Source organism: Aquimarina algicola, assembly GCF_006443095.1.
Classification (GTDB): domain Bacteria; phylum Bacteroidota; class Bacteroidia; order Flavobacteriales; family Flavobacteriaceae; genus Aquimarina; species Aquimarina algicola.
Genome location: NZ_VFWZ01000002.1, coordinates 529,300 through 552,304 on the forward strand (window position 1 = coordinate 529,300; position 23,005 = coordinate 552,304).

At 33.6% G+C, this 23,005-nt stretch carries 20 protein-coding genes; 10 read left to right on the top strand and 10 right to left on the bottom strand.

The window, feature by feature from the left end; translation table 11 throughout:
- Window positions 1–23: 23 nt before the first annotated feature.
- The 3 genes from FHK87_RS06225 to FHK87_RS06235 all read right to left on the bottom strand — a co-directional run bounded on the left by FHK87_RS06225 (window position 24) and on the right by FHK87_RS06235 (window position 4,585).
- Window positions 24–1,187, bottom strand: a complete 1,164-nt coding sequence (locus tag FHK87_RS06225) for a formimidoylglutamase (RefSeq protein ID WP_140591564.1) — start codon at window positions 1,185–1,187, stop codon at window positions 24–26.
- 8 nt (window positions 1,188–1,195) lie between these two features.
- Window positions 1,196–3,697 (bottom strand): type I DNA topoisomerase, encoded by a 2,502-nt coding sequence (gene topA / locus FHK87_RS06230; protein ID WP_140591568.1) that lies wholly within the window; start codon window positions 3,695–3,697, stop codon window positions 1,196–1,198.
- 108 nt (window positions 3,698–3,805) lie between these two features.
- Entirely contained in the window at window positions 3,806–4,585 is a 780-nt protein-coding gene (locus FHK87_RS06235; protein ID WP_140591572.1) for a hypothetical protein, read from the bottom strand.
- Window positions 4,586–4,714: 129 nt separating this feature from the next.
- Between FHK87_RS06235 and miaB the strand changes: the two genes are divergently transcribed.
- The 7 genes from miaB to groL all read left to right on the top strand — a co-directional run bounded on the left by miaB (window position 4,715) and on the right by groL (window position 11,532).
- On the top strand, window positions 4,715–6,160 hold the full coding sequence (gene miaB, locus FHK87_RS06240; RefSeq protein WP_140591576.1) for a tRNA (N6-isopentenyl adenosine(37)-C2)-methylthiotransferase MiaB: 1,446 nt from the start codon (window positions 4,715–4,717) through the stop codon (window positions 6,158–6,160).
- 41 nt (window positions 6,161–6,201) lie between these two features.
- On the top strand, window positions 6,202–7,467 hold the full coding sequence (locus FHK87_RS06245; RefSeq protein WP_140592712.1) for a sigma-54 interaction domain-containing protein: 1,266 nt from the start codon (window positions 6,202–6,204) through the stop codon (window positions 7,465–7,467).
- A gap of 61 nt (window positions 7,468–7,528) precedes the next feature.
- Complete coding sequence (locus tag FHK87_RS06250) at window positions 7,529–8,035, top strand: LptE family protein (protein ID WP_140591579.1); 507 nt, start codon at window positions 7,529–7,531, stop codon at window positions 8,033–8,035.
- Between the two features lie 75 nt (window positions 8,036–8,110).
- Window positions 8,111–9,034 (top strand): hypothetical protein, encoded by a 924-nt coding sequence (locus FHK87_RS06255; RefSeq protein WP_140591582.1) that lies wholly within the window; start codon window positions 8,111–8,113, stop codon window positions 9,032–9,034.
- A gap of 7 nt (window positions 9,035–9,041) precedes the next feature.
- Window positions 9,042–9,374: a preprotein translocase subunit SecG gene (gene secG / locus FHK87_RS06260; protein WP_140591586.1), complete on the top strand. Its 333-nt coding sequence runs from the start codon at window positions 9,042–9,044 to the stop codon at window positions 9,372–9,374.
- 157 nt (window positions 9,375–9,531) lie between these two features.
- Complete coding sequence (locus FHK87_RS06265; RefSeq protein ID WP_140591589.1) at window positions 9,532–9,807, top strand: co-chaperone GroES; 276 nt, start codon at window positions 9,532–9,534, stop codon at window positions 9,805–9,807.
- Between the two features lie 84 nt (window positions 9,808–9,891).
- Window positions 9,892–11,532, top strand: a complete 1,641-nt coding sequence (gene groL / locus FHK87_RS06270) for a chaperonin GroEL (RefSeq protein WP_140591592.1) — start codon at window positions 9,892–9,894, stop codon at window positions 11,530–11,532.
- Between the two features lie 103 nt (window positions 11,533–11,635).
- Here the strand turns inward: groL and FHK87_RS06275 are convergent, their stop codons facing one another.
- Together FHK87_RS06275 and FHK87_RS06280 are read right to left on the bottom strand one after the other, a co-directional pair.
- Window positions 11,636–12,493 carry an alpha/beta hydrolase gene (locus FHK87_RS06275; RefSeq protein WP_140591596.1) on the bottom strand — a complete coding sequence of 286 codons (858 nt, stop codon included), beginning with the start codon at window positions 12,491–12,493 and terminating at the stop codon, window positions 11,636–11,638.
- A gap of 21 nt (window positions 12,494–12,514) precedes the next feature.
- Entirely contained in the window at window positions 12,515–13,996 is a 1,482-nt protein-coding gene (locus FHK87_RS06280; RefSeq protein ID WP_140591599.1) for a helix-turn-helix domain-containing protein, read from the bottom strand.
- A gap of 120 nt (window positions 13,997–14,116) precedes the next feature.
- Between FHK87_RS06280 and aceB the strand changes: the two genes are divergently transcribed.
- On the top strand, window positions 14,117–15,715 hold the full coding sequence (aceB, locus tag FHK87_RS06285) for a malate synthase A (RefSeq protein ID WP_140591603.1): 1,599 nt from the start codon (window positions 14,117–14,119) through the stop codon (window positions 15,713–15,715).
- A gap of 167 nt (window positions 15,716–15,882) precedes the next feature.
- Here aceB and FHK87_RS06290 read toward each other — a convergent pair whose 3' ends face one another.
- Window positions 15,883–16,650 carry a M15 family metallopeptidase gene (locus FHK87_RS06290; protein ID WP_226294119.1) on the bottom strand — a complete coding sequence of 256 codons (768 nt, stop codon included), beginning with the start codon at window positions 16,648–16,650 and terminating at the stop codon, window positions 15,883–15,885.
- Between the two features lie 152 nt (window positions 16,651–16,802).
- The gene (locus tag FHK87_RS06295) at window positions 16,803–17,351 is read right to left on the bottom strand and encodes a DUF3347 domain-containing protein (RefSeq protein WP_140591607.1); all 549 of its coding nucleotides are present in this window, start codon (window positions 17,349–17,351) and stop codon (window positions 16,803–16,805) included.
- A gap of 183 nt (window positions 17,352–17,534) precedes the next feature.
- On the opposite strand from FHK87_RS06295, the gene FHK87_RS06300 reads away from it, so the two are divergent.
- Together FHK87_RS06300 and galE are read left to right on the top strand one after the other, a co-directional pair.
- Window positions 17,535–17,990: a GAF domain-containing protein gene (locus FHK87_RS06300; RefSeq protein ID WP_140591610.1), complete on the top strand. Its 456-nt coding sequence runs from the start codon at window positions 17,535–17,537 to the stop codon at window positions 17,988–17,990.
- 42 nt (window positions 17,991–18,032) lie between these two features.
- On the top strand, window positions 18,033–19,052 hold the full coding sequence (galE, locus tag FHK87_RS06305) for a UDP-glucose 4-epimerase GalE (RefSeq protein ID WP_140591613.1): 1,020 nt from the start codon (window positions 18,033–18,035) through the stop codon (window positions 19,050–19,052).
- Window positions 19,053–19,192: 140 nt separating this feature from the next.
- Here the strand turns inward: galE and FHK87_RS06310 are convergent, their stop codons facing one another.
- The 3 genes from FHK87_RS06310 to FHK87_RS06320 all read right to left on the bottom strand — a co-directional run bounded on the left by FHK87_RS06310 (window position 19,193) and on the right by FHK87_RS06320 (window position 22,993).
- A complete protein-coding gene (locus FHK87_RS06310; RefSeq protein ID WP_140591616.1) occupies window positions 19,193–21,313 on the bottom strand; it encodes a peptidylprolyl isomerase in 2,121 nt (706 codons plus the stop codon).
- Between the two features lie 192 nt (window positions 21,314–21,505).
- Window positions 21,506–22,795, bottom strand: a complete 1,290-nt coding sequence (locus FHK87_RS06315) for a hemolysin family protein (protein WP_140591620.1) — start codon at window positions 22,793–22,795, stop codon at window positions 21,506–21,508.
- A gap of 3 nt (window positions 22,796–22,798) precedes the next feature.
- Complete coding sequence (locus FHK87_RS06320; RefSeq protein WP_317133537.1) at window positions 22,799–22,993, bottom strand: hypothetical protein; 195 nt, start codon at window positions 22,991–22,993, stop codon at window positions 22,799–22,801.
- Between the last annotated feature and the right edge of the window lie 12 nt (window positions 22,994–23,005).

A 23,005-nucleotide genomic window follows, 5' to 3' on the forward strand; every position in this document is an offset into this window, starting at 1 on the left:
CTTAAATCCGCCTAATAAATATGTTAAACTTCGTTTTTTCGTTTAGCCTTATACCATCTTTCGGGTATTTCTTGATTACAGGCTCGCTCATAATCTTCGTATGTGCAAGGTAATAACGTATGTCTTTTTAATTTATTATTACCAGACATCACAAATGGTATTTCGATCCACCATCTGCCTGTCATTCCACTTTTATAAAAAGACAAAATCTCATCATCTATCGGCACACTATAATGCAAAGTGCTTTTTAGCTCTTTTACATCAAGTTCATGAGACCTATAATTCACTCCTTCTATAAAATACCAGAAAATTTGAGCGATTAACATCGCCGACATTTCTTCATTTTTAGAGTTCTTGAATTCATATACCCCAAAACTTTTTACCTTATCACTTATACCTGCATATCGGGAGATAGCGCAAATCTCTCTTCCATCAAATCCATTTGGAGAAATTGTAGCTCCATTCAAACTACTACTACTCATTGCTCCTAAATCCAAGGATACAATATCCGCATCTCTCATTATAGGCTCTACAATTGTGATATCAGAAATCACCTCACCTAATCGGTATGCATCAAAATATAGCTTTTCTATAAGATCGATTTCTTCTTGAGTGTTAAAATAGGTTTGATATCCAATATTACTGTAATTAAAAAGATTATAGGGTTGCTCAACAATAATCTTGCTTACAAATGAAGTATTAGTAATTGACTCTGAAGAATCACCAAGATCAAATTTGCTATCTATATTCACTAGATTTACCATACGCTCTAAAATATCAAATGATCTATATTGCGCATAAACCAAATCTTGACTCCCTCCTATAATTATGGGTATGATGTTTTTTTGCAAAAGTGTAGCTAAAACTTCTTGCAATAAGTAATACGTATCCTTTACTTCGTTTCCTGCTACTATATCTCCTATATCTACAATATTAGTACTCCAGTTGCCTGGGCATAACTCGTAAAAAGACTTACGAATCGTATCAAACTCAAGATTCTCTCCTAAAAAATCAATATCATTTCTATTCTCTCGAACTCCTAATAGAACGATATCCACTTTTTTTAAATCCGGAATCCCTCTTTCCTTCGTATGCAACTTGATTTGTTTTCCAAGAGTATGATCGGGTAAGAGTTCGGCATGAGCAGTAACCAAGTCACTTACTGGTACAAGAAATTCGAAAGACATATAACAGCTTATTTCTTTTTAGTTGTCTTTTTTGTAGTTTTCTTTTTTGCAGCAGCCTTTTTCTTTGGAGCATTTTTCTCGATTAAGTCTTTTACTTTATCAAGTGTCAACTTAGTAGCATCTACTGTCTTAGGTAATTCGATTTTGGTTTTACCTTTTATAATATTACTTCTACCCCATCTTGCTTTTTCTACACGAATACCTTCTTCTTCCCAATTATGGATAACCTTATCTATTTCTTTTTGTTTTTTATCCTCTATTAAAGTGATAATATCTTGTTCAGAAAGGTTTTCAAAATCATATTTTTTATTTACATTGATAAACATCCCGTTCCATTTGATAAAAGGACCAAATCGCCCTTTCCCTTTTTGCACAGGAAGGTTCTCATATGTATATATAGGAGCGTCTGCTTTTTCTTTGGCATCTATCAACTCTATTGCTCTATCCAAACTGGTACTCAAAGGATCTTCTCCTTTTTCTAGTGACACAAATTTTTCTCCAAAGCGTACATAAGGACCAAACCGACCATTGTTCACAATTATGGTTTCTCCTTTATATTCTCCCAGCTCTTTTGGCAATTGAAAAAGACTCATTGCTTCTTCAAAAGTAATTCCACTAAGTGTTTGACCTGGTGGCAAACTTGCAAACTTGGGTTTATCTTCGTCATCTGCTGTTCCTATCTGAACCATAGGTCCAAACTTACCAAGCCTCACACTAACTACTTTTCCTGTTGCAGGATCTTCACCGAGAATACGCTCTCCTACTTCTCTATCTGCGTTTTGAGCTACATCTTCTACTCTAGGATGAAATTCTTCATAAAATTCTTTCATCACCTCCGTCCAGTCCTCTTGACCTTCGGCTATTTCATCAAAATCCTGCTCTACTTTTGCTGTAAAATTATAATCAAGAATAGAAGAGAAATGATTTACAAGAAAATCATTAACAACCATCCCTACATCGGTAGGAATTAATTTTCCTTTATCACTTCCTACTTTTTCTGATAATTTCTTTTCATTTATACGATCGCCAGAAAGTATCATTTGCACATATGCCCTTGGCTCACCTTCTTTACTTCCTTTCTCTACATAATTCCTATTTTGAATGGTAGAAATTGTAGGAGCATATGTAGACGGCCTACCAATACCCAATTCTTCAAGTTTTTTAACCAAAGAGGCTTCTGTAAATCGACTCGGAGGTCTAGTGAATCTTTCTGTAGCAGAAATATAATTGTTGTATAATGATTCCTGAACTTTCATTGCCGGAAGAATTCCTTCTTGCTCTTCATCTTCATCATCATTTCCTTCTAAATATACTTTCAAAAAGCCTTCAAATTTGATCACTTCTCCATTAGCAGTAAATTGCTCTTTGTGAGTATTGGCTTCTATTTTCACATTAGTTCTTTCTAGCTTTGCATCACTCATTTGAGAAGCGATAGCTCTTTTCCATATCAACTCGTATAAACGCTGCTGATCTGGTTCTACATTTACTGTATGCCTCGAAAAATCTGTTGGCCGTATCGCTTCGTGAGCCTCTTGTGCTCCTTTGGATTTACCTTTATATTGCCTGGGATGACTAAATTCATTCCCATACGCTGAATCAATTTCTTTTTTAGCTCCATTTTGAGCTTCTACAGATAAGTTAACACTATCTGTTCTCATATATGTGATCAACCCTGCTTCATACAATCGCTGAGCCATATTCATCGTCTTGGCAACCGAAAAATATAATTTTCTTGATGCTTCTTGTTGTAACGTCGAAGTTGTGAATGGAGGAGCTGGTGATTTTTTCGCAGGTTTAGTAGTAAGATCTGCGACTTTGAATGCTGCCCCAACATTATCCTTCAAAAAAGATTCTGCTTCTTCTTTTGTATTAAAGTTTTTAGCAAGCTTTGCCTTAAAAGATTTTCCTGCTTCATTAGAAAATTCTGCATCAATTCTATACGAAGCTTTTGGCGTAAAATTGATGATATCTCTTTCTCTCTCTACGATTAATCGAACTGATACAGATTGTACTCTCCCGGCAGACAATCCCCCTTTTACCTTTCTCCAAAGCACAGGTGAAAGTTCATACCCTACAAGTCTATCCAAAACCCTTCTAGCTTGTTGTGCATTAACAAGATTGTAGTCAATTGTTCTAGGATTCTCAATCGCCTTTAAAATTGCATTTTTGGTGATTTCATGAAAAACAATACGCCTCGTTCTTTTTTTATCCAATTTTAATGTTTCTGCCAAATGCCATGCAATAGCCTCTCCTTCTCGATCCTCATCACTAGCTAGCCATACCATCTCTGCTTTCTTAGAAAGATCTTTAAGTTTCTTGACTACATCTTTCTTATCTTTAGAAACAATATATTTTGGTTTAAAATCTCCATCAACATCTACCCCGAGCTCTTTTGAAGGCAAATCTGCGATATGCCCAAAACTGGAGGCAACTGTATACTCTTTTCCAAGAAATTTTTCTATTGTTTTAGCCTTGGCCGGCGACTCTACAATCACTAAATTCTTAGCCATAATCCTTTTTATTTCTATAGCAAAAGTATATCAAAAAATTGATATCGAGATTTTTTATTAAAAAATTAGCACAAAAAAATACTATTGTCAATTAAATTGATAAATATTTTAGCTCAATAATTTCATCTCTTCACGCTCATCTTCTTGATCAAAACCCAAAGACTCCTTATAAATAAAATAAATAGGCATGTATATAAAGGAAGCCGTAAAAAATATTCCTATAAAACAAGCTAGTACCCCTAATTGTGCTAATGAAGAAGCAATAAGAATCAAGAGAAATGTCATCCCCCAAACTTTATTACCAAATTTAAAACTTGCTTTGACAAGATCACTAGGGTTCATCTCCGGATTAAAAGCAAAAATAACACCTAATAGATGTAGCGGCACCATAACATAAAAAAGAGGAAGGTAGCACAGCATCACTGCCACGATAGAAATTCCAAACTTGGCAAGAGATAGGATAATAACTTTCTTTAAATATTTTTTTTTGAAGAACATAAAATACGTCGAGGTTTCCTCTAGACCTAAATCAACCTGTTTGCAAACTCTGTAAAAATGAGCAGTCATTCCAAACTGAACCATTATTGCCCCAATAGATGCAAGAATAATCAAAATAATAAGTAAGCACATTACTACAAACGCCATAACACCTTCGGGACCATCAGAACTACCATACTCATAATCTTGATAACCTCCTATTCCCGCCATGAGCAACATTGGTATATACATAATAATAAAGAGAGGAAGTAATAATAATAAATTGAGTAATAAGTGCACAAATCCTTGCAACCAAACTTTTTTAAAAAGCTCTATCCCATTAGTAAAAACAGAGCCAAAATCAACTGGCTTACTGTTTTCTATTCTATCATCAAGTGTATTTTCAGTCATATTTATAGTAAATTAAAAGAAATCAAATATATATTTTTTTGAAAATAAAGTCCTGACACTTTGTCACAAACCGTATTTAAAAGTATCTTTGCATATTATTTGAACCCTGATCGATAAGGAATTATTATTATGGAGAAGATTATTGATGAAAATATACAAGGACAGCCTCTTATTTTAGATCAAAAAGAAGAAAATTCACGTAAGCTTTTTATAGAGAGTTATGGTTGCCAGATGAATTTTAGCGATAGCGAGATTGTAGCTTCTATTTTAGCCAAAGAAGGCTTTAATACTACACAAAACCTTGAAGACGCTGATCTCGTTCTGGTTAACACTTGTTCTATTCGTGAAAAAGCCGAACAAACCGTTAGAAAAAGATTAGAAAAATACAATGCTGTAAAAAAGATCAACCCATCTATGAAGGTTGGTGTTCTTGGTTGTATGGCAGAAAGACTAAAGAGTAAATTTTTAGAAGAAGAAAAAATCGTTGATCTTGTAGTAGGTCCTGATGCTTATAAAGATTTACCTAATCTTATTGAAGAAGTAGATGCCGGTCGCAATGCTGTAAATGTAATACTATCCAAAGAAGAAACGTATGGCGATATATCACCTGTTAGATTACAAAGTAATGGTGTCTCAGCATTTGTATCTATAACCAGAGGGTGTGATAATATGTGTACATTTTGCGTAGTACCTTTTACAAGAGGTAGAGAGCGTAGTCGTGACCCCCAAAGTATTCTCAAAGAAATCGATGATCTGGCAAATAAAAACTTTAAAGAAATTACACTATTAGGGCAAAATGTTGATAGCTATCTATGGTATGGTGGTGGATTAAAAAAAGATTTTGATAAAGCCAATGATTTTCAAAAAGCAACTGCTGTTAATTTTGCAAAATTATTGGATATGGTTGCAGAAAAACATCCAAAATTACGCCTTCGCTTTACTACATCAAACCCTCAAGATATGACTCTAGATGTGATAGAAGTAATGGCAAAGCATAAAAATATATGCAAATATATTCACTTACCAATACAAAGTGGTAGCGATCGCATCCTTAAGGAAATGAATAGATTACACACAAGACAAGAGTATTTTGATCTCATTGACAATATCAAACGCGTCATTCCTGAATGCGCTATATCTCAAGATATTATAACAGGCTTTCCTACAGAAACAGAAGAAGACCACAAAGACACACTTTCTCTGATGGAGTATGTAAAATATGATTACGGTTTTATGTTTGCTTATTCTGAAAGACCCGGAACTTTGGCTGCAAGAAAAATGGAAGACGATATTCCTGAAGACATAAAGAAAAGAAGACTTGCAGAGATCATAGAATTACAACGTAAGCATAGCGAGCAAAGACACCATGCTTTTATAGGAAAAACTGTAGAAGTACTGATCGAAAAATCTTCTAAAAAATCCGATGCACATTGGAGCGGAAGAACTACTCAAAATACAGTAGCTGTTTTTCCTAAAGAGAACTACAAAATTGGAGATTTTGTAATGGTTCAAATAAACGAATGTACAAGTGCTACCTTGCTTGGGGAAGCCGTAGAATATTCAAACAACAACTAAAAGAACTAAAAACTCACTATCAAACCAGTTTACTATTAATTATGGAATCAGTTCAGGCAATAAAACAACGATTTGGAATTATAGGGGACGATATTGGTCTTAATCGAGCAGTAGAAAAAGCAATACAAGTTGCTCCAACTGATATTTCAGTATTAGTAACCGGAGAAAGTGGAGTTGGTAAAGAGAGTATTCCTAAGATTATTCACTCATTATCACATCGCAAACATGGTAAATATATTGCTGTAAATTGTGGTGCAATACCCGAAGGAACAATAGACAGTGAATTATTTGGACATGAAAAAGGAGCATTTACCGGAGCAACCCAGACTCGAAATGGATATTTTGAGGTAGCAGACGGAGGAACCATATTTTTAGACGAAGTCGGAGAATTACCCCTTACTACTCAAGTACGATTATTAAGGGTTCTCGAAAACGGGGAGTTTATCAAAGTAGGTTCATCAAAGGTTCAGAAAACCAATGTAAGAATCGTAGCAGCAACAAATGTGAATATGTTTGAGGCTATTAAAAAAGGAAAATTTAGAGAAGACCTTTATTATAGACTTAGTACTGTAGAAATTTTTCTACCTCCACTTAGAGAACGCAAGGGAGATATACATTTATTGTTTAGGAAATTTGCTTCAGACTTTGCATCAAAGTACAAAATGCCAACTATACGGCTTACTGATGATGCAGTAACACTCTTAGAAAAATATCATTGGAGCGGAAATATCAGACAATTACGCAACATTGCCGAACAAATATCAGTCCTTGAACAAAATAGAACCATTACAGGGGTCACATTACATAGTTATCTCCCGAATATTGGCAGCAACTTGCCTGCTTTAGTTGAGCAAGACAAAAAAGAAAGTGATTTTAGTAACGAAAGAGAGATATTGTACAAAGTACTTTTTGATATGAAAAGTGATCTCAACGACCTAAAAAAACTGACCATGGAGCTTATGCAAAGTGGTAATACACAACAAGTACAAAAGGATAATGAGACATTAATTCAAAAAATATATCGAGATAAGGAAGAAGAAATTCGTTTTGAAGAACCACCAATACAATCAACCCCTTCTGAAGTACTCGAAATACCATCACAAGGAGCTTTAGAACCTAAAAGAGAAGACAAATATCATTTTGCAGAAGAAATCGAAGAAGAAGAAACCTTATCGCTTCATGACAAAGAACTAGAATTAATCAAAAAATCTTTAGAACGACACAAAGGAAAACGTAAAGCAGCAGCAGAAGAATTAGGTATTAGCGAAAGAACATTATACCGAAAAATAAAACAATACGATTTGTAAAATAGTCATCCAAAATTTAAAAACACTTTACAAAAGCAAATAAATAAAAGAGCTTGAATCGATGAATTATATAAAAAATATTGCAATTGGGATATGTATTCTGATACTTGTTCAAGGTTGTGGGGTTTATTCCTTTAGTGGGATATCTATCTCTCCGGACACCAAAACATTTCAAGTTAATTTTTTTCAAAACCAATCCCCAAGAATTTTTCCTGGAGTAGATCAAAATTTCACAAATCAATTACAAGATCTTATTCTTAATCAAACTAATCTAAGTTTAACAACATCTGGTGGAGATATTGTTTATGAGGGAGAAATAGTACAAGATTATGTTGCCCCTAATACTGCTACATCTGATCAGACAGCAGCACAAAACCGCCTTACTGTTGCCGTAAACGTGAGGTTTTATGATACCAAAGAACCAGATCAAGATCTAGAACAACGTTTTTCTTTTTTCTTTGACTATCCTGCTGCTACCTCAGAAAATGCAGTTAGAGATGAAGCATTACAAGTAATATTCGAAAGAATCACGCAAGATGTTTTTAATGCTACGCTTGCAAGATGGTAATCTTTTTTTGTAAAAGAGCTAAAAAATTAATCCTTAAGAAATAGTAAATGCTATTCTTTTAATTTTCAGATTAAATTGAACACTAAAGAACTTTCATACGTATTACAAAACCCAACATCCTTAAACAAGGATCAAACACATGCGTTAGAAAAACTAACAGTGGCTTTTCCTTATTTCCAAGCGATCAAAGCTTTACACTTGAAAGGACTTAAAGATTCAGACAGTTTCAAATACAATAATGAACTAAAAACTACTGCTGCATATACTACAGACAGAAGTGTTTTATTTGATTTCATTACTTCAGAATCATTTACACAACAAACAAAAGAGCAACAACCACAAAAGCAGAAAACAGATATTCAGGTCATCGATGCAGAAGAAGTAAAAGTTTTGCCTAGAATGCCCATTGACGAGGCAATACGAATGAAAATAAAGGAAGCAGAAGATGTTCTTGATCCTGCTCTTTTTTCTGTTAGAAAAGAAGATAGTACTATCAAACAAATCGAAATTGCCGAATCTGAACAAAACAAAGAACATGAAGAAGAAAAAACAGATCGCACAATTGAAGAACTCCAAATAGACAAACCATTAGAATTCGACAAAAAAGAAACACACTCTTTTTCTGAGTGGCTTAAACTAACTTCACTAACCCCTATCAACAGAGATCTTAATGAACAAGAAGAATCTACTGAGCCAGAAAAACAGAAGAATCAGTCGTTAAAACAAAAAGAAAAATTCAATCTAATAGATGAATTTATAGCCAACAATCCCAAAATCAAACCAGCTGGCAAAAACACGACGTCAAAAAACCTTGCCAAAGAAAATATTGTTCCTACAAATGAATTAATGACCGAAACTTTAGCCAGGGTTTATCTAGCTCAAAAAAATTATAAAAAAGCAATTCAGGCATATAACATATTAATTTTGAAAAATCCCGAAAAAAGTGGTTTCTTTGCAGACCAAATTCGAGCTATAAAAAAATTACAAGAAAATAAATAACAATATAATGACAACGTTCACAATTTTTTTAATCCTAATAGTTATAGTATCTTTTTTACTTGTTGTGGTAATTATGGTACAAAATCCTAAAGGAGGCGGATTATCTTCTTCTTTTGGCGGAGGCGGTACTCAACAATTAGGTGGTGTAAAGAAAACCACTGATTTTTTAGATAAAAGTACATGGACATTAGCTACTTTACTACTTCTTCTTATTCTTTTATCCAATGTAGACCTTATGGGTAATGGAACAGTACAAGAATCTAAAGTAAATACTGACAATGTTCAATTAGAAACTCCTGTTAATTCATCAGCAGATGAAGAAAACAACGATCAAGAATAGTATTTATCAAAATATTTTGTAATAAAAATGCCGACTTGTCATATAGTCGGCATTTTTTATTTCAATTTGTCAGTATCGTTCTACTGGCATAATTTCTGAAATAAGAAGCATCAGATAATTCATTTTAATTTTAAATAATAAATAAAGACGAATCATAATGGGAGTAAACATTAAACCTCTTTCAGACCGTGTGGTTATAGAGCCACTTCCTGCAGAGACTCAAACAGCATCAGGATTATATATACCTGACTCTGCTCAGGAAAAACAACAAAAAGGTAAAGTAGCTGCAGTAGGCAGTGGTAAAAAAGATCACGAAATGACTGTTAAAGTTGGTGATACTGTACTTTACGGAAAATATTCTGGTACCGAATTAAAATTAGAAGGAAAAGATTATTTAATCATGCGCGAAGATGATATCCTCGCTATCGTGTAATTAAACTCGAACTCTTTAAAAACGCAAATCAAAAATCCTGACTTTACATATTCAGGATACAATTAAAATAAACACATAGTTATTATGGCAAAAGACATAAAATTTGACATAGAAGCACGTGACGGAATCAAACGTGGTGTAGATGCATTAGCAAATGCAGTAAAAGTAACGTTAGGTCCAAAAGGTCGTAATGTAATTATTAGTAAATCATTCGGAGCTCCAACAGTAACAAAAGATGGAGTTTCTGTAGCTAAAGAAGTAGAATTAGAAGATGCTCTTGAAAATATGGGAGCTCAAATGGTTAAGGAAGTAGCTTCAAAAACTAATGATTTGGCCGGAGACGGAACAACAACTGCTACTGTTCTTGCACAAGCTATCGTAAAAGAAGGTCTTAAAAATGTTGCTGCAGGAGCCAACCCAATGGATTTAAAACGTGGTATCGACAAAGCCGTAGAGGCAATTACCGCAGATCTAGAAAAACAAACAAAAGAAGTAGGAAGCTCATCTGACAAAATTAAACAAGTAGCAGCTATCTCTGCAAATAATGATAATACTATCGGTGATTTAATCGCTCAAGCTTTTGAAAAAGTAGGTAAAGAAGGAGTTATCACTGTTGAGGAAGCTAAAGGTACAGATACTTATGTAGATGTAGTAGAAGGTATGCAATTTGACAGAGGGTACTTATCTCCATACTTTGTAACCAACAGCGAAAAAATGACAGCTGATCTTGAAAGTCCATATATCTTATTATATGACAAAAAGATTTCTGCGATGAAAGACTTACTTCCTATATTGGAGCCTGTTGCACAAACCGGGAAACCATTATTAATTATTGCAGAAGATGTAGATGGAGAAGCTTTGGCAACATTAGTAGTAAACAAACTACGTGGAGCTCTAAAAATAGCTGCTGTAAAAGCACCAGGCTTTGGAGACAGACGTAAAGCTATGCTAGAAGATATCGCAATCTTAACCGGAGGTACTGTAATTTCTGAAGAACGCGGATTCACTCTAGAAAACACTACAATCGAACACCTAGGTACAGCAGAAAAAGTAGCAATCGATAAAGATAATACTACTGTTGTAAATGGTGCCGGTGAAGAAGAAATGATCAAAAACAGAGTAAATCAAATCAAATCTCAAATTGAAACGACTACTTCTGATTATGACAAAGAGAAACTACAAGAGCGCTTAGCAAAATTAGCCGGAGGAGTTGCAGTTTTATATGTAGGTGCTGCTTCTGAAGTAGAAATGAAAGAGAAGAAAGATCGTGTAGACGATGCTCTTCATGCTACTCGTGCTGCTGTAGAAGAAGGAATAGTTGCTGGTGGTGGTGTTGCTTTAGTAAGAGCAAAAGCTGTTTTAGATAACGTAAAAACAGAAAATGTTGATGAAGCGACAGGTGTACAAATTGTAAATCGCGCCATAGAAGCTCCTTTAAGAACAATCGTTGAAAATGCAGGAGGAGAAGGTTCTGTTGTAATTTCTAAAGTATTAGAAGGAAAAGATGATTTTGGATACGATGCAAAATCAGAAGAATACGTAGATATGCTTACTGCAGGAATCATTGATCCTAAGAAAGTTACTCGTATCGCTTTAGAAAATGCAGCTTCTGTATCAGGAATGATCCTTACAACAGAATGTGCTTTAATCGATATTAAAGAAGAAGCTCCGGCTGGAGGTGCAGGAATGCCACCAATGGGCGGAGGAATGCCAGGTATGATGTAATACCAAAACATAACAAAATATAGTAATTAATAAAATGCCACTTCTAATGAAGTGGCATTTTTATTTTGATACAAAAAATATCAACGCTTGTACAAGTACACTTTTAAATAAATTCTAAAAGCTTATCTGAAATCACTTCAGAATAATCCTCTTGCAAAAAATGTGACCCTTTTGTTTTGGTAACTTTTGTGATCCCCAACACCTCTTTAAGTGGAAGACCGTATTGCTTATAAGTAAGTCCTTTATCTGTCTCTCCCCATATGATTTGCTTAGGGACATTTAATTGTATTAATGTATCCAAATACAGCTTCTCTTTTTCTTTAGTAGCTTCAAAGCCTCTCATTATCTTTAAAAATGATTTTCCTCTATTATTTCCCTTTAGAAATTTTAGATAAGTCTTAGCTTCTTTCAGTCCAAATGCTTCTTTTTTATTAATCCCTCTAAAATGCATTAGTTTTTGTAACATAAAAGCATTAGTCATTGCCACAAATATCTCTCCAATTCCATAATAAGGAAAAAACCACATTGGAAATGGTTTTTGAAACCTAGGCAAATTGACCAACATTGTATTCAATATAGTTACAGACAAAATCTGCTCAGGAATTTTTGCCATCACCTCACAAGCGATAGGACCTCCTATATCGTGAAGCACAACATGAAACTTGCCTAAATTTAATTTTTTAATTACTTCTACAGACCAATTACCTAAACCTGTCCAACTATAGTCATAATCCAATGGTCTATCTGACAACCCCATACCAATCAAGTCGAAAGAAATACCTCTAACCTTATTTGCTGCAAGACGATCAATGACTCGCCTATATAAATAAGACGATGCAGGAACGCCATGAAAACAAACTACAGGAACGCCTTCACCTTTATCAAATACAAATACCTTATGATGATTTACCTCTAAAAACTTCCCTGCACTTTTATGCTCTACTACAAAGTGATCATTCATTAGTTTAGTAAACGTAACGGATTAAGAATATTGTTTTACAATTTCGTCTACCAATGCAGACGTTTTCTTGTACTGTTGCTTAGCAAGTAATCGTTTTGGAGGAGCAACTCTAACCTCACAATCCTTAATAGAACAAGATTCGCAAGTAACCCCTACTTTTATTTTAGGAATTTTAGCATCATTTACAAAGCCAATCTTTTTTTCTAAAGCCGGTGAAATCAGAAAACCTATCCCTATACTCCTATAATAATCCTCTTTAAAAGGGTCTTTTGTTGCAGAAGTAAATACCAAATATTGTTGATTAGTATCTACATAGTCAGAAATTTGTATGTTAAAGGCATAGTCCAGATTTTCATTTGCGACACGTTGTAGCGTTTTGATTGCCATCCAACGTCTGCAATAATGTTCATTAACCTCATTGGCATGAGGCTGTTGCTGATTGGTAATATGCAATTCTTTTACCAAATTAAATTTATCCACACCCAACTTATGTGTAAATCTTAAGAAAAACACATTTTGCATCCCAAAATCCTTTGGAAGAATATTGGTTAAACGTTGATAAAATGATTCTGGAGAAACATTATAAAGACTCATGATTTTATGAAAATCTTTTTCAGAAAAACGCTTTAACTCAAAGAGTTTCTTTAATTTCTCTTTTAGGTGATTTCTTGGTATAACAAGTGCTCCTGCAAAATATGAGGCATAAAAATTATGCAATACTTCTTCAAAATGATTGTATTTTATCCAACTAAAGGTATAAGGTCTATCTACAATTTTCATATACTGATACCCTAACTCTTTAGCATAAATAAATGTTTTCTGAGCTTCATCGACACGATCTGACAATAATAACGTTTTGGTAGATGGCACAAAAACCGATCTCAAATTATCAAGTTCTTCTTGCTTAGGAATCCCGGCTTCATTTATATTATATCCATACTCTTCTTTAAGTATTTCTTCTAGCTCAACAGAAGAAATTTTACCTTCAAGATTTAATTGATAAGAATTTGCACACCGTATCGCTTTTTCCTCAAGATCTTTAAAAAAATTATTATGCGCCTCTTGATAAGATCGTAATGAAGCCAGATAAAAACCTTCTCGAGTCATATTATAATGCTGAGCAATCTCGATAATAGTACTAATAAATGCATTAACTTTTGAAGGTGCATTTGCAATAATATCAATCAAATCACTTTGCTGTATCCCAAATAACTCTAATGGAATCTCATCTAATATTCCGGATTGTAATATCTCTCCAATAGGAGCAAGGTTCTTATCCAATTTTAGAGACACCAAACTATCATAGGGAACATCAAGCGTCTCTGCTAGCTTTATAATCTTATCTGTTTTAGGGTATTTTTTTCCCTTTTCTATTTCGTTTAAGTATGATTTTGAAAGTCCACTTAATTTGGACAACCCAAATAACGATAAATCTTTATCGGTTCGTATTTGCTTGATTTTTAAACCAAAAATCAATCTAATGTATTCTTCTGCTATTGCCATAAGCTCAAAAATAACAATTCATGCGTAATTCCCCAAAGTAAAAAAAATACATTTTTAGCGAACGTTCGCTTGTTTTATAAAAAACTTTTTTATAATATTGTTCACTCAAACGATTTAGTTATGGAAACACAAACGAATATTACCCAGAAAATCAGCTTCACTAAAGAAGTAAAAAACTACCATCCGGAGATTTTGACAGATGGTGCATTAACCTTTTTAGAAGCCCTACAAGATCGTTTTAACCAAAAGCGACTAACTCTTCTAAAGAACAGAGAATATCAACAGGAGTTATTTGATCTGGGAACGAATCCTTCTTTTCCAGAAAACACTAAAGAAATTCGTAATAGCGAATGGACAGCATCTCCAATCCCTATGGATCTTCAGGATCGTAGAGTAGAAATCACAGGGCCAGTAGATAGAAAGATGGTCATCAATGCATTAAACTCAGGAGCCAAAACTTTTATGGCAGATTTTGAAGATAGTAATGCTCCACTTTGGGAAAATTGCTTACAAGGGCAAAAAAACCTAAAAGATGCCGTCAAAAAAACTATTTCGTTTTATAATCCAAAAAAAGACAAATCTTATCAGCTTAAAGAAAAAACGGCTACTTTAATTGTACGCCCAAGAGGATTACATCTTAATGAAAAACATCTTTTGATCAAAGATCAAGAAATGAGTGCATCGCTATTTGATTTTGCCTTATACTTATTTCACAATAATGAACAATTAAAAGAAAATGGAACAGGTCCATACTATTACCTTCCAAAATTAGAACATTTTACAGAAGCTATTTGGTGGAATGATGTGATAGATTTTTCTGAAGAATACTTAGGCATTCCTCACGGCACTGTAAAAGTAACTGTGTTGGTAGAGACCATTACCGCAAGTTTTCAACTTGATGAAATCATTTATGCTTTAAAAGATCATATCGTAGGACTTAATTGTGGTAGATGGGATTATATTTTTAGTTATATAAAAAAACTAAGAAATCACAATGGTTTTGTTGTTCCAGATCGTGCACAGGTAACCATGACTAGTCCATTTATGGATGCATATAGCAAACTAGTAATACAACGTTGCCACAAAAGAAACATTTTGGCGATTGGGGGTATGGCAGCACAAATCCCAATTAAAGATGACGAAGAAAAAAATACTGTCGCTTTTAATAAGGTAAAAGCTGATAAAGAGCGTGAAGTACGTAATGGTCATGACGGCACATGGGTAGCACATCCAGGCTTGGTACCATTGGCTATGAAAGTATTTGATCAACATATGCCGACTCCAAATCAGATAGATGTAAAACGCGATGATATTAATATCACCGAAGAAGATCTATTAGCCATTCCTGAAGGAACAATAACAGAGAAAGGAATAAGAGAAAATATAAATGTAGGCATCCATTACATTGCTACATGGCTTGGAGGAAATGGTGCTGTAGCGTTATATAACCTCATGGAAGATGCTGCAACCGCAGAAATTAGCCGGACACAAATATGGCAATGGCTTAAAAACACTGTAACACTCGAAGATGGAAGAACATTTGATACAGGCCTATTTCAGACTCTTTTTGATGATGAACTTGAAGTTATAAAAGAACAAACCGGTGGGACTCTTTTTGAAACCTCTCAATACAAAAATGCAATTGATATCTTTTATCAACTTGTAACATCAGATGATTTTGAGGAGTTTTTAACGACTAGAGCTTATCAATACATATAAAAGATAGTATAAAAAAACATCTTTAATATTAAAAATAGCCGACACGGTTAACTCAACTATGCAATTCTAATTTTTTCCGATTTTATAATTGTACTCCAAAATGGCACTTTGCATTATGCAGGTGCCGTTTTTATTTTTTTATGATTTAATAAAAAAAGACAGAACAACTAGTTGCACTTCCATGTAAAATCTGATATTTTATAGCTTTTACCAGATTTATAATTATAGTGCCACCACTCTGTTCTGATGGTTGTAAAACCATTTTTTTGCATGATTTCTTTTAATAGCTTTCTATGCCCTAAAACTGTTTTTGAAAGCATTGAGTACGAATGGTGTGCTTCTTTACCAAAATGATCAAAATCAGTCCCCATATCTATTGCTCCACCATCTAGTCTTACAATAGACAAATCTACAGCTGCACCTCTATTATGAACAGAACCACCCTTAGGATCCGCAACATATCCTGGGTTTGGGAATATCTTCCACATTTTTTTCTGTATGCTATGTGGCCTATAACAATCAAATAATTTGATTCTATATCCTTCTTTCATTAAATCTTTATTAGCTTGTAACAAAGCGTTAGCCACATTCTTTCTAACATAGCATTTCGCACAAGGATACACCTTTTCTTTCAAAAAATTATTTGAAGTAGCATATCTCATATCCAATACAAAATCATTAGAGAGACTTGTTATATCAACAAAATCACCATTTACAGTATTATCTTGATCAGAAGAAGGCCCATCAATAAGTAAATCTATAGAATCTTTCTTTCTGAGCATACTCTGTTCAACTCTATCACCTCTTTGCTTCAATGCTTTCGACTGCTCAAGCAATGCTAGTATCTTGTCTGAAGGTCCTGTCTCTATTTTACTCTCAGCACATGAAAAAAGCAAGATAGAGAGAATCATCAGCATTAATTCTTTCACTATCATATCTATCGTATTCCAATTAATTATATTTCTATTTTACAAAATCCAGAGTTTTCCCAAGTACCAGATTAAGTATTTTCTATTTATTATAAAGGTCAATATTTTTTAATTTTAATTTCATGACAAAACTCATTGTCTTAAAATCAATGTATTTTTTAATTTAAAACTTGTTTTACTGTTCCACAGGTAAGCATTTTATTACCGTAGTAAGGGTTTCTTATCTCTTTAGAGTCAGAGAGCCAATACCCTCCTTCTCCACCAAAAGCCATTGGACAAAATTGCTTATATACTTCTCCAGATGTTATCTCTGCATTGGCTATATGTTTTTCAATTTCACTAGTAAGCGTTACAAAAAAATCACGTTGCTTTTTGATATTTTTAGTCAGTGAAATCAATTTTGATGTAGCTTTTAGCTGTTTATCCTCTTCTGAAGAAGAAATGATCGATGCCAACTTTTTTGAAGCTTTTTGCACAGCGACACTATCAGTATTCACCATTGCAGCTTTAACTTCTAAATATTGTAAATAAATTTTTTGAGTTTTGTTATCTGAAAATTGCACTTCAGATTTTGAGTCTGTTGCATTAAGGTTAGTATATTCTTCAACCGATTCAGCATTGACCGATTTTTCTTGTTTCTTATCCTGTTTACAAGAAAGGAACACTACAGCAACGACAGCTACAAGCAGCTTTAAAAAAGAGTTCATACGGCTTAAAAATTAGGGGCAATTTATATTTATCTTTTAAATTACGACAAATTTACTTGATATGCTAAACAATTACCAATCATTTTTTGGTTTTGATCATTATTTTTTAACAAAACTATACCATATTAACTAAATTGCCATTATAAATATTTTAGATATTTTTGCTCGACAAAATTGTAAGGAATGTCACTGAATGATTTAAAACCAGAAGTTACTGCTATACTTCAAAACAACGATCTTGACACTACAGATCGTTTGCATGCTATTTGCAAATTGCTACAAGAATCAATTGATTATTATGATTGGGTAGGCTTTTATTTTAAGAATGGAGATAAAGAAGAACTAAAGTTACGTACCTATGTTGGAGAAGAGACAGATCATAAAATTATTCCATTCGGAAAAGGGATTTGTGGCCAAGTAGCACTTTCTAACGAAAACTTTGTTGTACCAGATGTACAAGCGCAAGATAATTATATTGCTTGTAGCATTAACGTAAAGTCTGAAATAGTGGTTCCTCTATTCAAAAATGGAGAAAACATCGGGCAAATAGATATTGATTCTGAAACACCTGATCCTTTTACAGAAAAGGATGAACGATTTTTGGAATTTATAAATCAAGAAGTTGCTAAAATACTATAAATATTGTTCCTTCGTGAAGTGAAATATTAAATCGCTATACACATGAAAATCTTAGTTACGGGGGGATTAGGGTTTATCGGCTCCCATACCGTTGTAGAACTTCAAAAAAAAGGATACGAAGTAGTAATTATTGATAATTGTTCTAACTCTTCTATAAAAGTTATTGATGGTATTACCGCAATAACTAGCAAAAAACCGGTTTTTGAACAATTTGATCTCAGAGAAAAAGATAAAGTTGTATCGTTTTTTGAGCGTCATCATGATATTGAAGGTGTTATTCACTTTGCGGCTTCAAAAGCAGTGGGTGAAAGTGTAGAAAAACCATTACTGTACTACGAAAACAATCTTTCGACATTAGTATATATTTTGCAACAACTTACCCAAAAAGGTGCTTCAAATTTTATTTTCAGTTCTTCTTGTACAGTATACGGACAAGCTGATAAGCTTCCAATTACAGAAGATGCACCTGTAAAAGCAGCAGAATCACCTTATGGAAACACAAAGCAAATAGGAGAAGAAATTATACAGGATACCTGTAAAGTAAATCCTTCTTTAAAAGCTATTTCTCTTCGATATTTTAACCCCGTAGGAGCACATCCTTCTGCCGAAATTGGAGAATTGCCTATCGGAGTTCCACAAAATTTAGTTCCCTTTATTACGCAAACAGGAATAGGGCTAAGAGAACAATTATCTGTATTTGGTGATGATTATCCTACTCAAGACGGCACCTGTATTAGGGATTACATTCATGTAGTAGATCTGGCTAAAGCACATGTAATTGCACTACAACGTTTATTAGAGGATAAAAATGCTTCTAATTATGAAGTTTTTAATGTAGGAACAGGAAAAGGAAGCTCTGTATTAGAAGTAATTACATCTTTTGAAAAAGTATCTGACCAAAAACTAAATTACAAAATTGTAGGCAGAAGAGAAGGAGATGTTATTGCAGCATATGCAGACACGACTAAAGCCAATAGCCAACTAGGATGGAAAGCAGAGAGCACTCTTGATGAATCTTTAAGTTCTGCTTGGAAATGGGAACAAAAAGTTAGAAATAGTTAGAGGTAAAAATCATATTAACAAAATAAAAATAGCCTCTGATATTTATAAATAAATATCAGAGGCTATTTTTATTATATAGAGTAGGTAATTACAATGACTATTATATACAATAATAAAGGTAATTAACTCTCAGTTTTTCTCTAGTAAAATCTAGATCTTTTATCTTCAATCTCTGCAGCTTCTTTAAGCGCATCAAAAACTTTACTATTCACCAGACCTGCTTGTCTTTTAGTTTCTTGAGAAACATAGCTCATGTAGTTATCTAATCCACTAGCAGGAGTATTTTTTGTTACTTCAATAACGTATACTCCATTATTTCCAACAATTGGAGAAGAAATACCACCAGGTTTTAATGAGAAGGCAGCACCAACAACTTTTGGCTCTGTACCTGCACCACTGATTGTCGGTGTTTTCATGTTTAATGCTGAGGCAACACTAACTTTTTGGTTTTGATTGCTTGCTATATCAGCTAATGTGCTTCCTGAAATCTTACTCTTAAGCTGTTCTGCTTTTTTCTCTTTAACTAATATAGGCTTAACAGTTGGACTAGCATCTTTAGCAGTCATTGCACCTTCTTTTGCAGAAGCAGTAACTTGAACTACCGCATAACCTTCTGTCGTATCAAAACGTTTTACATCACCAACTTTTGTTTCTTCATTAAAAGCCCATTGTACAATGTCTCTTTTTGTTCCAAGACCAGGGATATTCTCATCTAACTCTTTGATTTTATTTACAGGTCTTACTGTTAATTCTTTTTCTTTTGCTACCGCATCAAAGTCTTTATCTTTTGCAGCAATCTGAAATTTAGTTGTTTCAGTAAAAATAGCATTAGAAGTTTTTTCACTAGCTTCAATTTTTTGTCCAATTGTAGCTAATTTTACAGCTTTTTGCTCATTTTTTTGATCTTCTATGCTAATCACATGGTATCCAAATTGTGTCTCTACAACCCCTTGATCTCCAATTTCATTATCGAAGATAAAATCATTAAATGCAGGAACCATTCTACCCGGAGCAAAATACCCTAAATCTCCTCCTTTGTCTTTATTAGAATGATCAGCAGAGAATGTTGCCGCTAATTCTGTAAATTTTGTTTTATCTGCTTTGATTACAGTTAAAATACTATCTGCAAGTGTTTTTGCCTCTTCTTTGGTTCTTTTTGTATCTCGAGCAGTACCTAACCCTTCCCAAGACACTAAAATATGACTTGCTTTTGCAGAATCTGCTAATTGCTTATGCGCAACCATTCTAGATATCTTGAAATATTCTCCGTCTTTATAGGGGCCGTATACGTCACCTACATTAAGATTATACAAGGTATCTGCCTCTGTCGAAGGAAGCTCCTTCTTAAAAACAAATCTGTCTGCATATTTTATAGAAGAATTTTGATTTACGAACTCTTCGATATTTTCTACATTCTTAAATCCTTTTACAGAATCTTGACTCTTTGAAGCTTCATTGAATTCTACTTTATCATTCAATAGTTTTGCCAAATCTTCTTTTACCTGATTTTCATCCTCTTGACTTGCTTCTTCCTTGAACACCACATAACGAACACTCACAGAAGCATCAGCCTTATATTGCTCAGGATGTTTACTGATATAAGCTTTAATTTCTTCGTCTGTTACTTTTATGTCTTCATCTTTTATACTAGAATATGGTAACTGCACATACTTGATATCTACATTATCATTTTCCATTTTATAAGAAAGTTCCCCTTCTTTTAATGTAGCACCAACTCCTGCTTTAATCAAGTTAAGGTATGTTTCTTCTAATGCACCTTTACTTATCGAAGCTTCATAATCTATCCATTGTTGGTAAGCTTGTGGTGAAGTTGCTTTTACATTTGCAACATATTCTTGCATCTTTGCTTTGTCAAAAACTCCCGCTTCATTTTGAAATGTAGGGTTACTTGCCAAAGACTCTTCTAACAGTCTATTAATTTGATCTTCACCTGCTCTTATCCCTAACTCTTCAAATTGCTCTTCAAAAACAGCTTGACGCAACTCTTGGTTCCAAACATAATTTACTGCTTGAATACTTGAACCGCCTCCACCAAAACTTCTCGTTGCTGCTTCTACTTTTTGAGCAAAATCTGTTCTGTCAATGTCTTTTCCGTTTATGGTTGCAATTACGTTTTCTGCTCTTTGAGAAATTGCTCCTCCATTTCGTATTAAATCAGCTAATACAAAGGAAAAAAGCGCTAATGCAATGATCACAATAAGAAAAACCGAACGCTGTCTGATTTTATTTAAAACTGCCATGGTATTGTAGTTATAATTATTCTAAATATAGTGGGCGAAAATAGCATTTTATTATAATAATAACAATTAAAGATTGAATAAAAATATTTACCTTTTTCTTTGTCGCATTATTACCTTCTAGCACTGATCTAATAAGCTTTATGATAAGAGATTAAGCTTCTCTTTTTTAGATCTACTAAAATAAAATGGAAATTATTCTGCTTCAATGACTTCTAATTCTACAATCTCAATTTTGGTGTTTGAAGTTTCGATTATTTTAATTTTAAAGACTCCTATTTTTACTTCGTCTCCTTCTTCGGGGATTTCTTCGGTATGATTGACGATCATACCTCCAAGAGTTTCGTAATTTTCGTCTTCTGGCAAGTCAAGTTTGTACGATTCATTAATATAATCTACTTCTATTCGTGCAGAAAACACAAATTGAGTATCTGAAAGCTGCTGTTCTATAAGAGCAACAGAGTCATGTTCGTCTTCAATTTCTCCAAAAAGTTCTTCTACAATATCTTCTACTGTAATAATACCGCTTGTACCACCGTATTCATCAATCACAACAGCAATACTTTTTCGTTTTTTTGTTAGAAGATTAAGCACATCTTTGACAAACATTGTTTCGGGAACAAAGACTACTGGCAGCAGAATTGCTCTTAGAGATTTTGGTTTTTTAAACAATTCAAAAGAATGCAAATACCCTATAATATCGTCTATTGTACCATTATAAACAATCAATTTAGACAACCCCGTTTCAATAAACAGTTTACTTACCTCTTCTACAGATTGTGATTTTTCTACTGCTACTATTTCTGTTCTAGGTACCATAACTTCTCTGGATTTTACATCAGAAAAGTCTAGTGCATTTTGAAAAATTTGAATTTCACTATCAATCTCATCATGTTCTTCTATCGTTTCCATTCTTTCATTGATATAATCTCCTAATTCTGTTTTACTAAATGCCAACTGAACTTCGTCTCCATCGGTTTTAAAAAACCGCTTCAGTACAGAATCAGAAACCCATATTACAAATGTGGAAATCGGTGCAAAAATGATATAAAAAACATATGCCGGAAACGAAAATACTTTAAGCAAAGTATTGGAATAAATTTGAAAAAATACCTTGGGCAAAAACTCTGCTGTTATTAAAATAACAACTGTAGAAATAATTGTTTTTGTCAACAAATTAAGATCAGAAATCAAATAATCCAAAAACCAAAAATCCGAAGGAATCAATGAGTCAAAGATACTCATTAGCACCTCTCCCATATAAAATCCATAAACCACTAATGCTATATTATTGCCAACTAGCATTGTCGCAATGAATTTTGATGGTTTTTTTGTTAATCTTGAGAGAATTACAGACAAAAAACCTTCTTGCTTTTTTTCTATTTCGATATGAATCTTATTAGACGATACATATGCGATTTCCATCCCTGAAAAAAACGCTGAAAGGAGTAATGAAAAAATAATAACAATGATATGAAATTCCATGAATTAATCTCTGTTATTCGCTTCGAATCGTTTTCTAAATCGTCTTTTAAAGAAAAACATAAATATTGCAGCTACGGCAAAGAAAATATAAAGGAAGCTTCTGCCTCCTTCTTGCCCCCATTCTGTATATGCCTCATAAATAAAAAAGAGCATGATCGCCAAATACGCATACTCAAAAAATCTAAATACTTTCATCATAAAAAAGTTGAG

Bases quoted from the DNA above. Each gene is read 5' to 3' on its own strand.
- FHK87_RS06225 (WP_140591564.1), bottom strand. From the start codon at position 1,187: ATGTCTTTCGAATTTCTTGTACCAGTAAGTGACTTGGTTACTGCTCAT.
- topA (WP_140591568.1), bottom strand. From the start codon at position 3,697: ATGGCTAAGAATTTAGTGATTGTAGAGTCGCCGGCCAAGGCTAAAACA.
- FHK87_RS06235 (WP_140591572.1), bottom strand. From the start codon at position 4,585: ATGACTGAAAATACACTTGATGATAGAATAGAAAACAGTAAGCCAGTT.
- miaB (WP_140591576.1), top strand. From the start codon at position 4,715: ATGGAGAAGATTATTGATGAAAATATACAAGGACAGCCTCTTATTTTA.
- FHK87_RS06245 (WP_140592712.1), top strand. From the start codon at position 6,202: ATGGAATCAGTTCAGGCAATAAAACAACGATTTGGAATTATAGGGGAC.
- FHK87_RS06250 (WP_140591579.1), top strand. From the start codon at position 7,529: ATGAATTATATAAAAAATATTGCAATTGGGATATGTATTCTGATACTT.
- secG (WP_140591586.1), top strand. From the start codon at position 9,042: ATGACAACGTTCACAATTTTTTTAATCCTAATAGTTATAGTATCTTTT.
- FHK87_RS06265 (WP_140591589.1), top strand. From the start codon at position 9,532: ATGGGAGTAAACATTAAACCTCTTTCAGACCGTGTGGTTATAGAGCCA.
- groL (WP_140591592.1), top strand. From the start codon at position 9,892: ATGGCAAAAGACATAAAATTTGACATAGAAGCACGTGACGGAATCAAA.
- FHK87_RS06275 (WP_140591596.1), bottom strand. From the start codon at position 12,493: ATGAATGATCACTTTGTAGTAGAGCATAAAAGTGCAGGGAAGTTTTTA.
- FHK87_RS06280 (WP_140591599.1), bottom strand. From the start codon at position 13,996: ATGGCAATAGCAGAAGAATACATTAGATTGATTTTTGGTTTAAAAATC.
- aceB (WP_140591603.1), top strand. From the start codon at position 14,117: ATGGAAACACAAACGAATATTACCCAGAAAATCAGCTTCACTAAAGAA.
- FHK87_RS06290 (WP_226294119.1), bottom strand. From the start codon at position 16,650: ATGATAGTGAAAGAATTAATGCTGATGATTCTCTCTATCTTGCTTTTT.
- FHK87_RS06295 (WP_140591607.1), bottom strand. From the start codon at position 17,351: ATGAACTCTTTTTTAAAGCTGCTTGTAGCTGTCGTTGCTGTAGTGTTC.
- FHK87_RS06300 (WP_140591610.1), top strand. From the start codon at position 17,535: ATGTCACTGAATGATTTAAAACCAGAAGTTACTGCTATACTTCAAAAC.
- galE (WP_140591613.1), top strand. From the start codon at position 18,033: ATGAAAATCTTAGTTACGGGGGGATTAGGGTTTATCGGCTCCCATACC.
- FHK87_RS06310 (WP_140591616.1), bottom strand. From the start codon at position 21,313: ATGGCAGTTTTAAATAAAATCAGACAGCGTTCGGTTTTTCTTATTGTG.
- FHK87_RS06315 (WP_140591620.1), bottom strand. From the start codon at position 22,795: ATGGAATTTCATATCATTGTTATTATTTTTTCATTACTCCTTTCAGCG.
- FHK87_RS06320 (WP_317133537.1), bottom strand. From the start codon at position 22,993: ATGATGAAAGTATTTAGATTTTTTGAGTATGCGTATTTGGCGATCATG.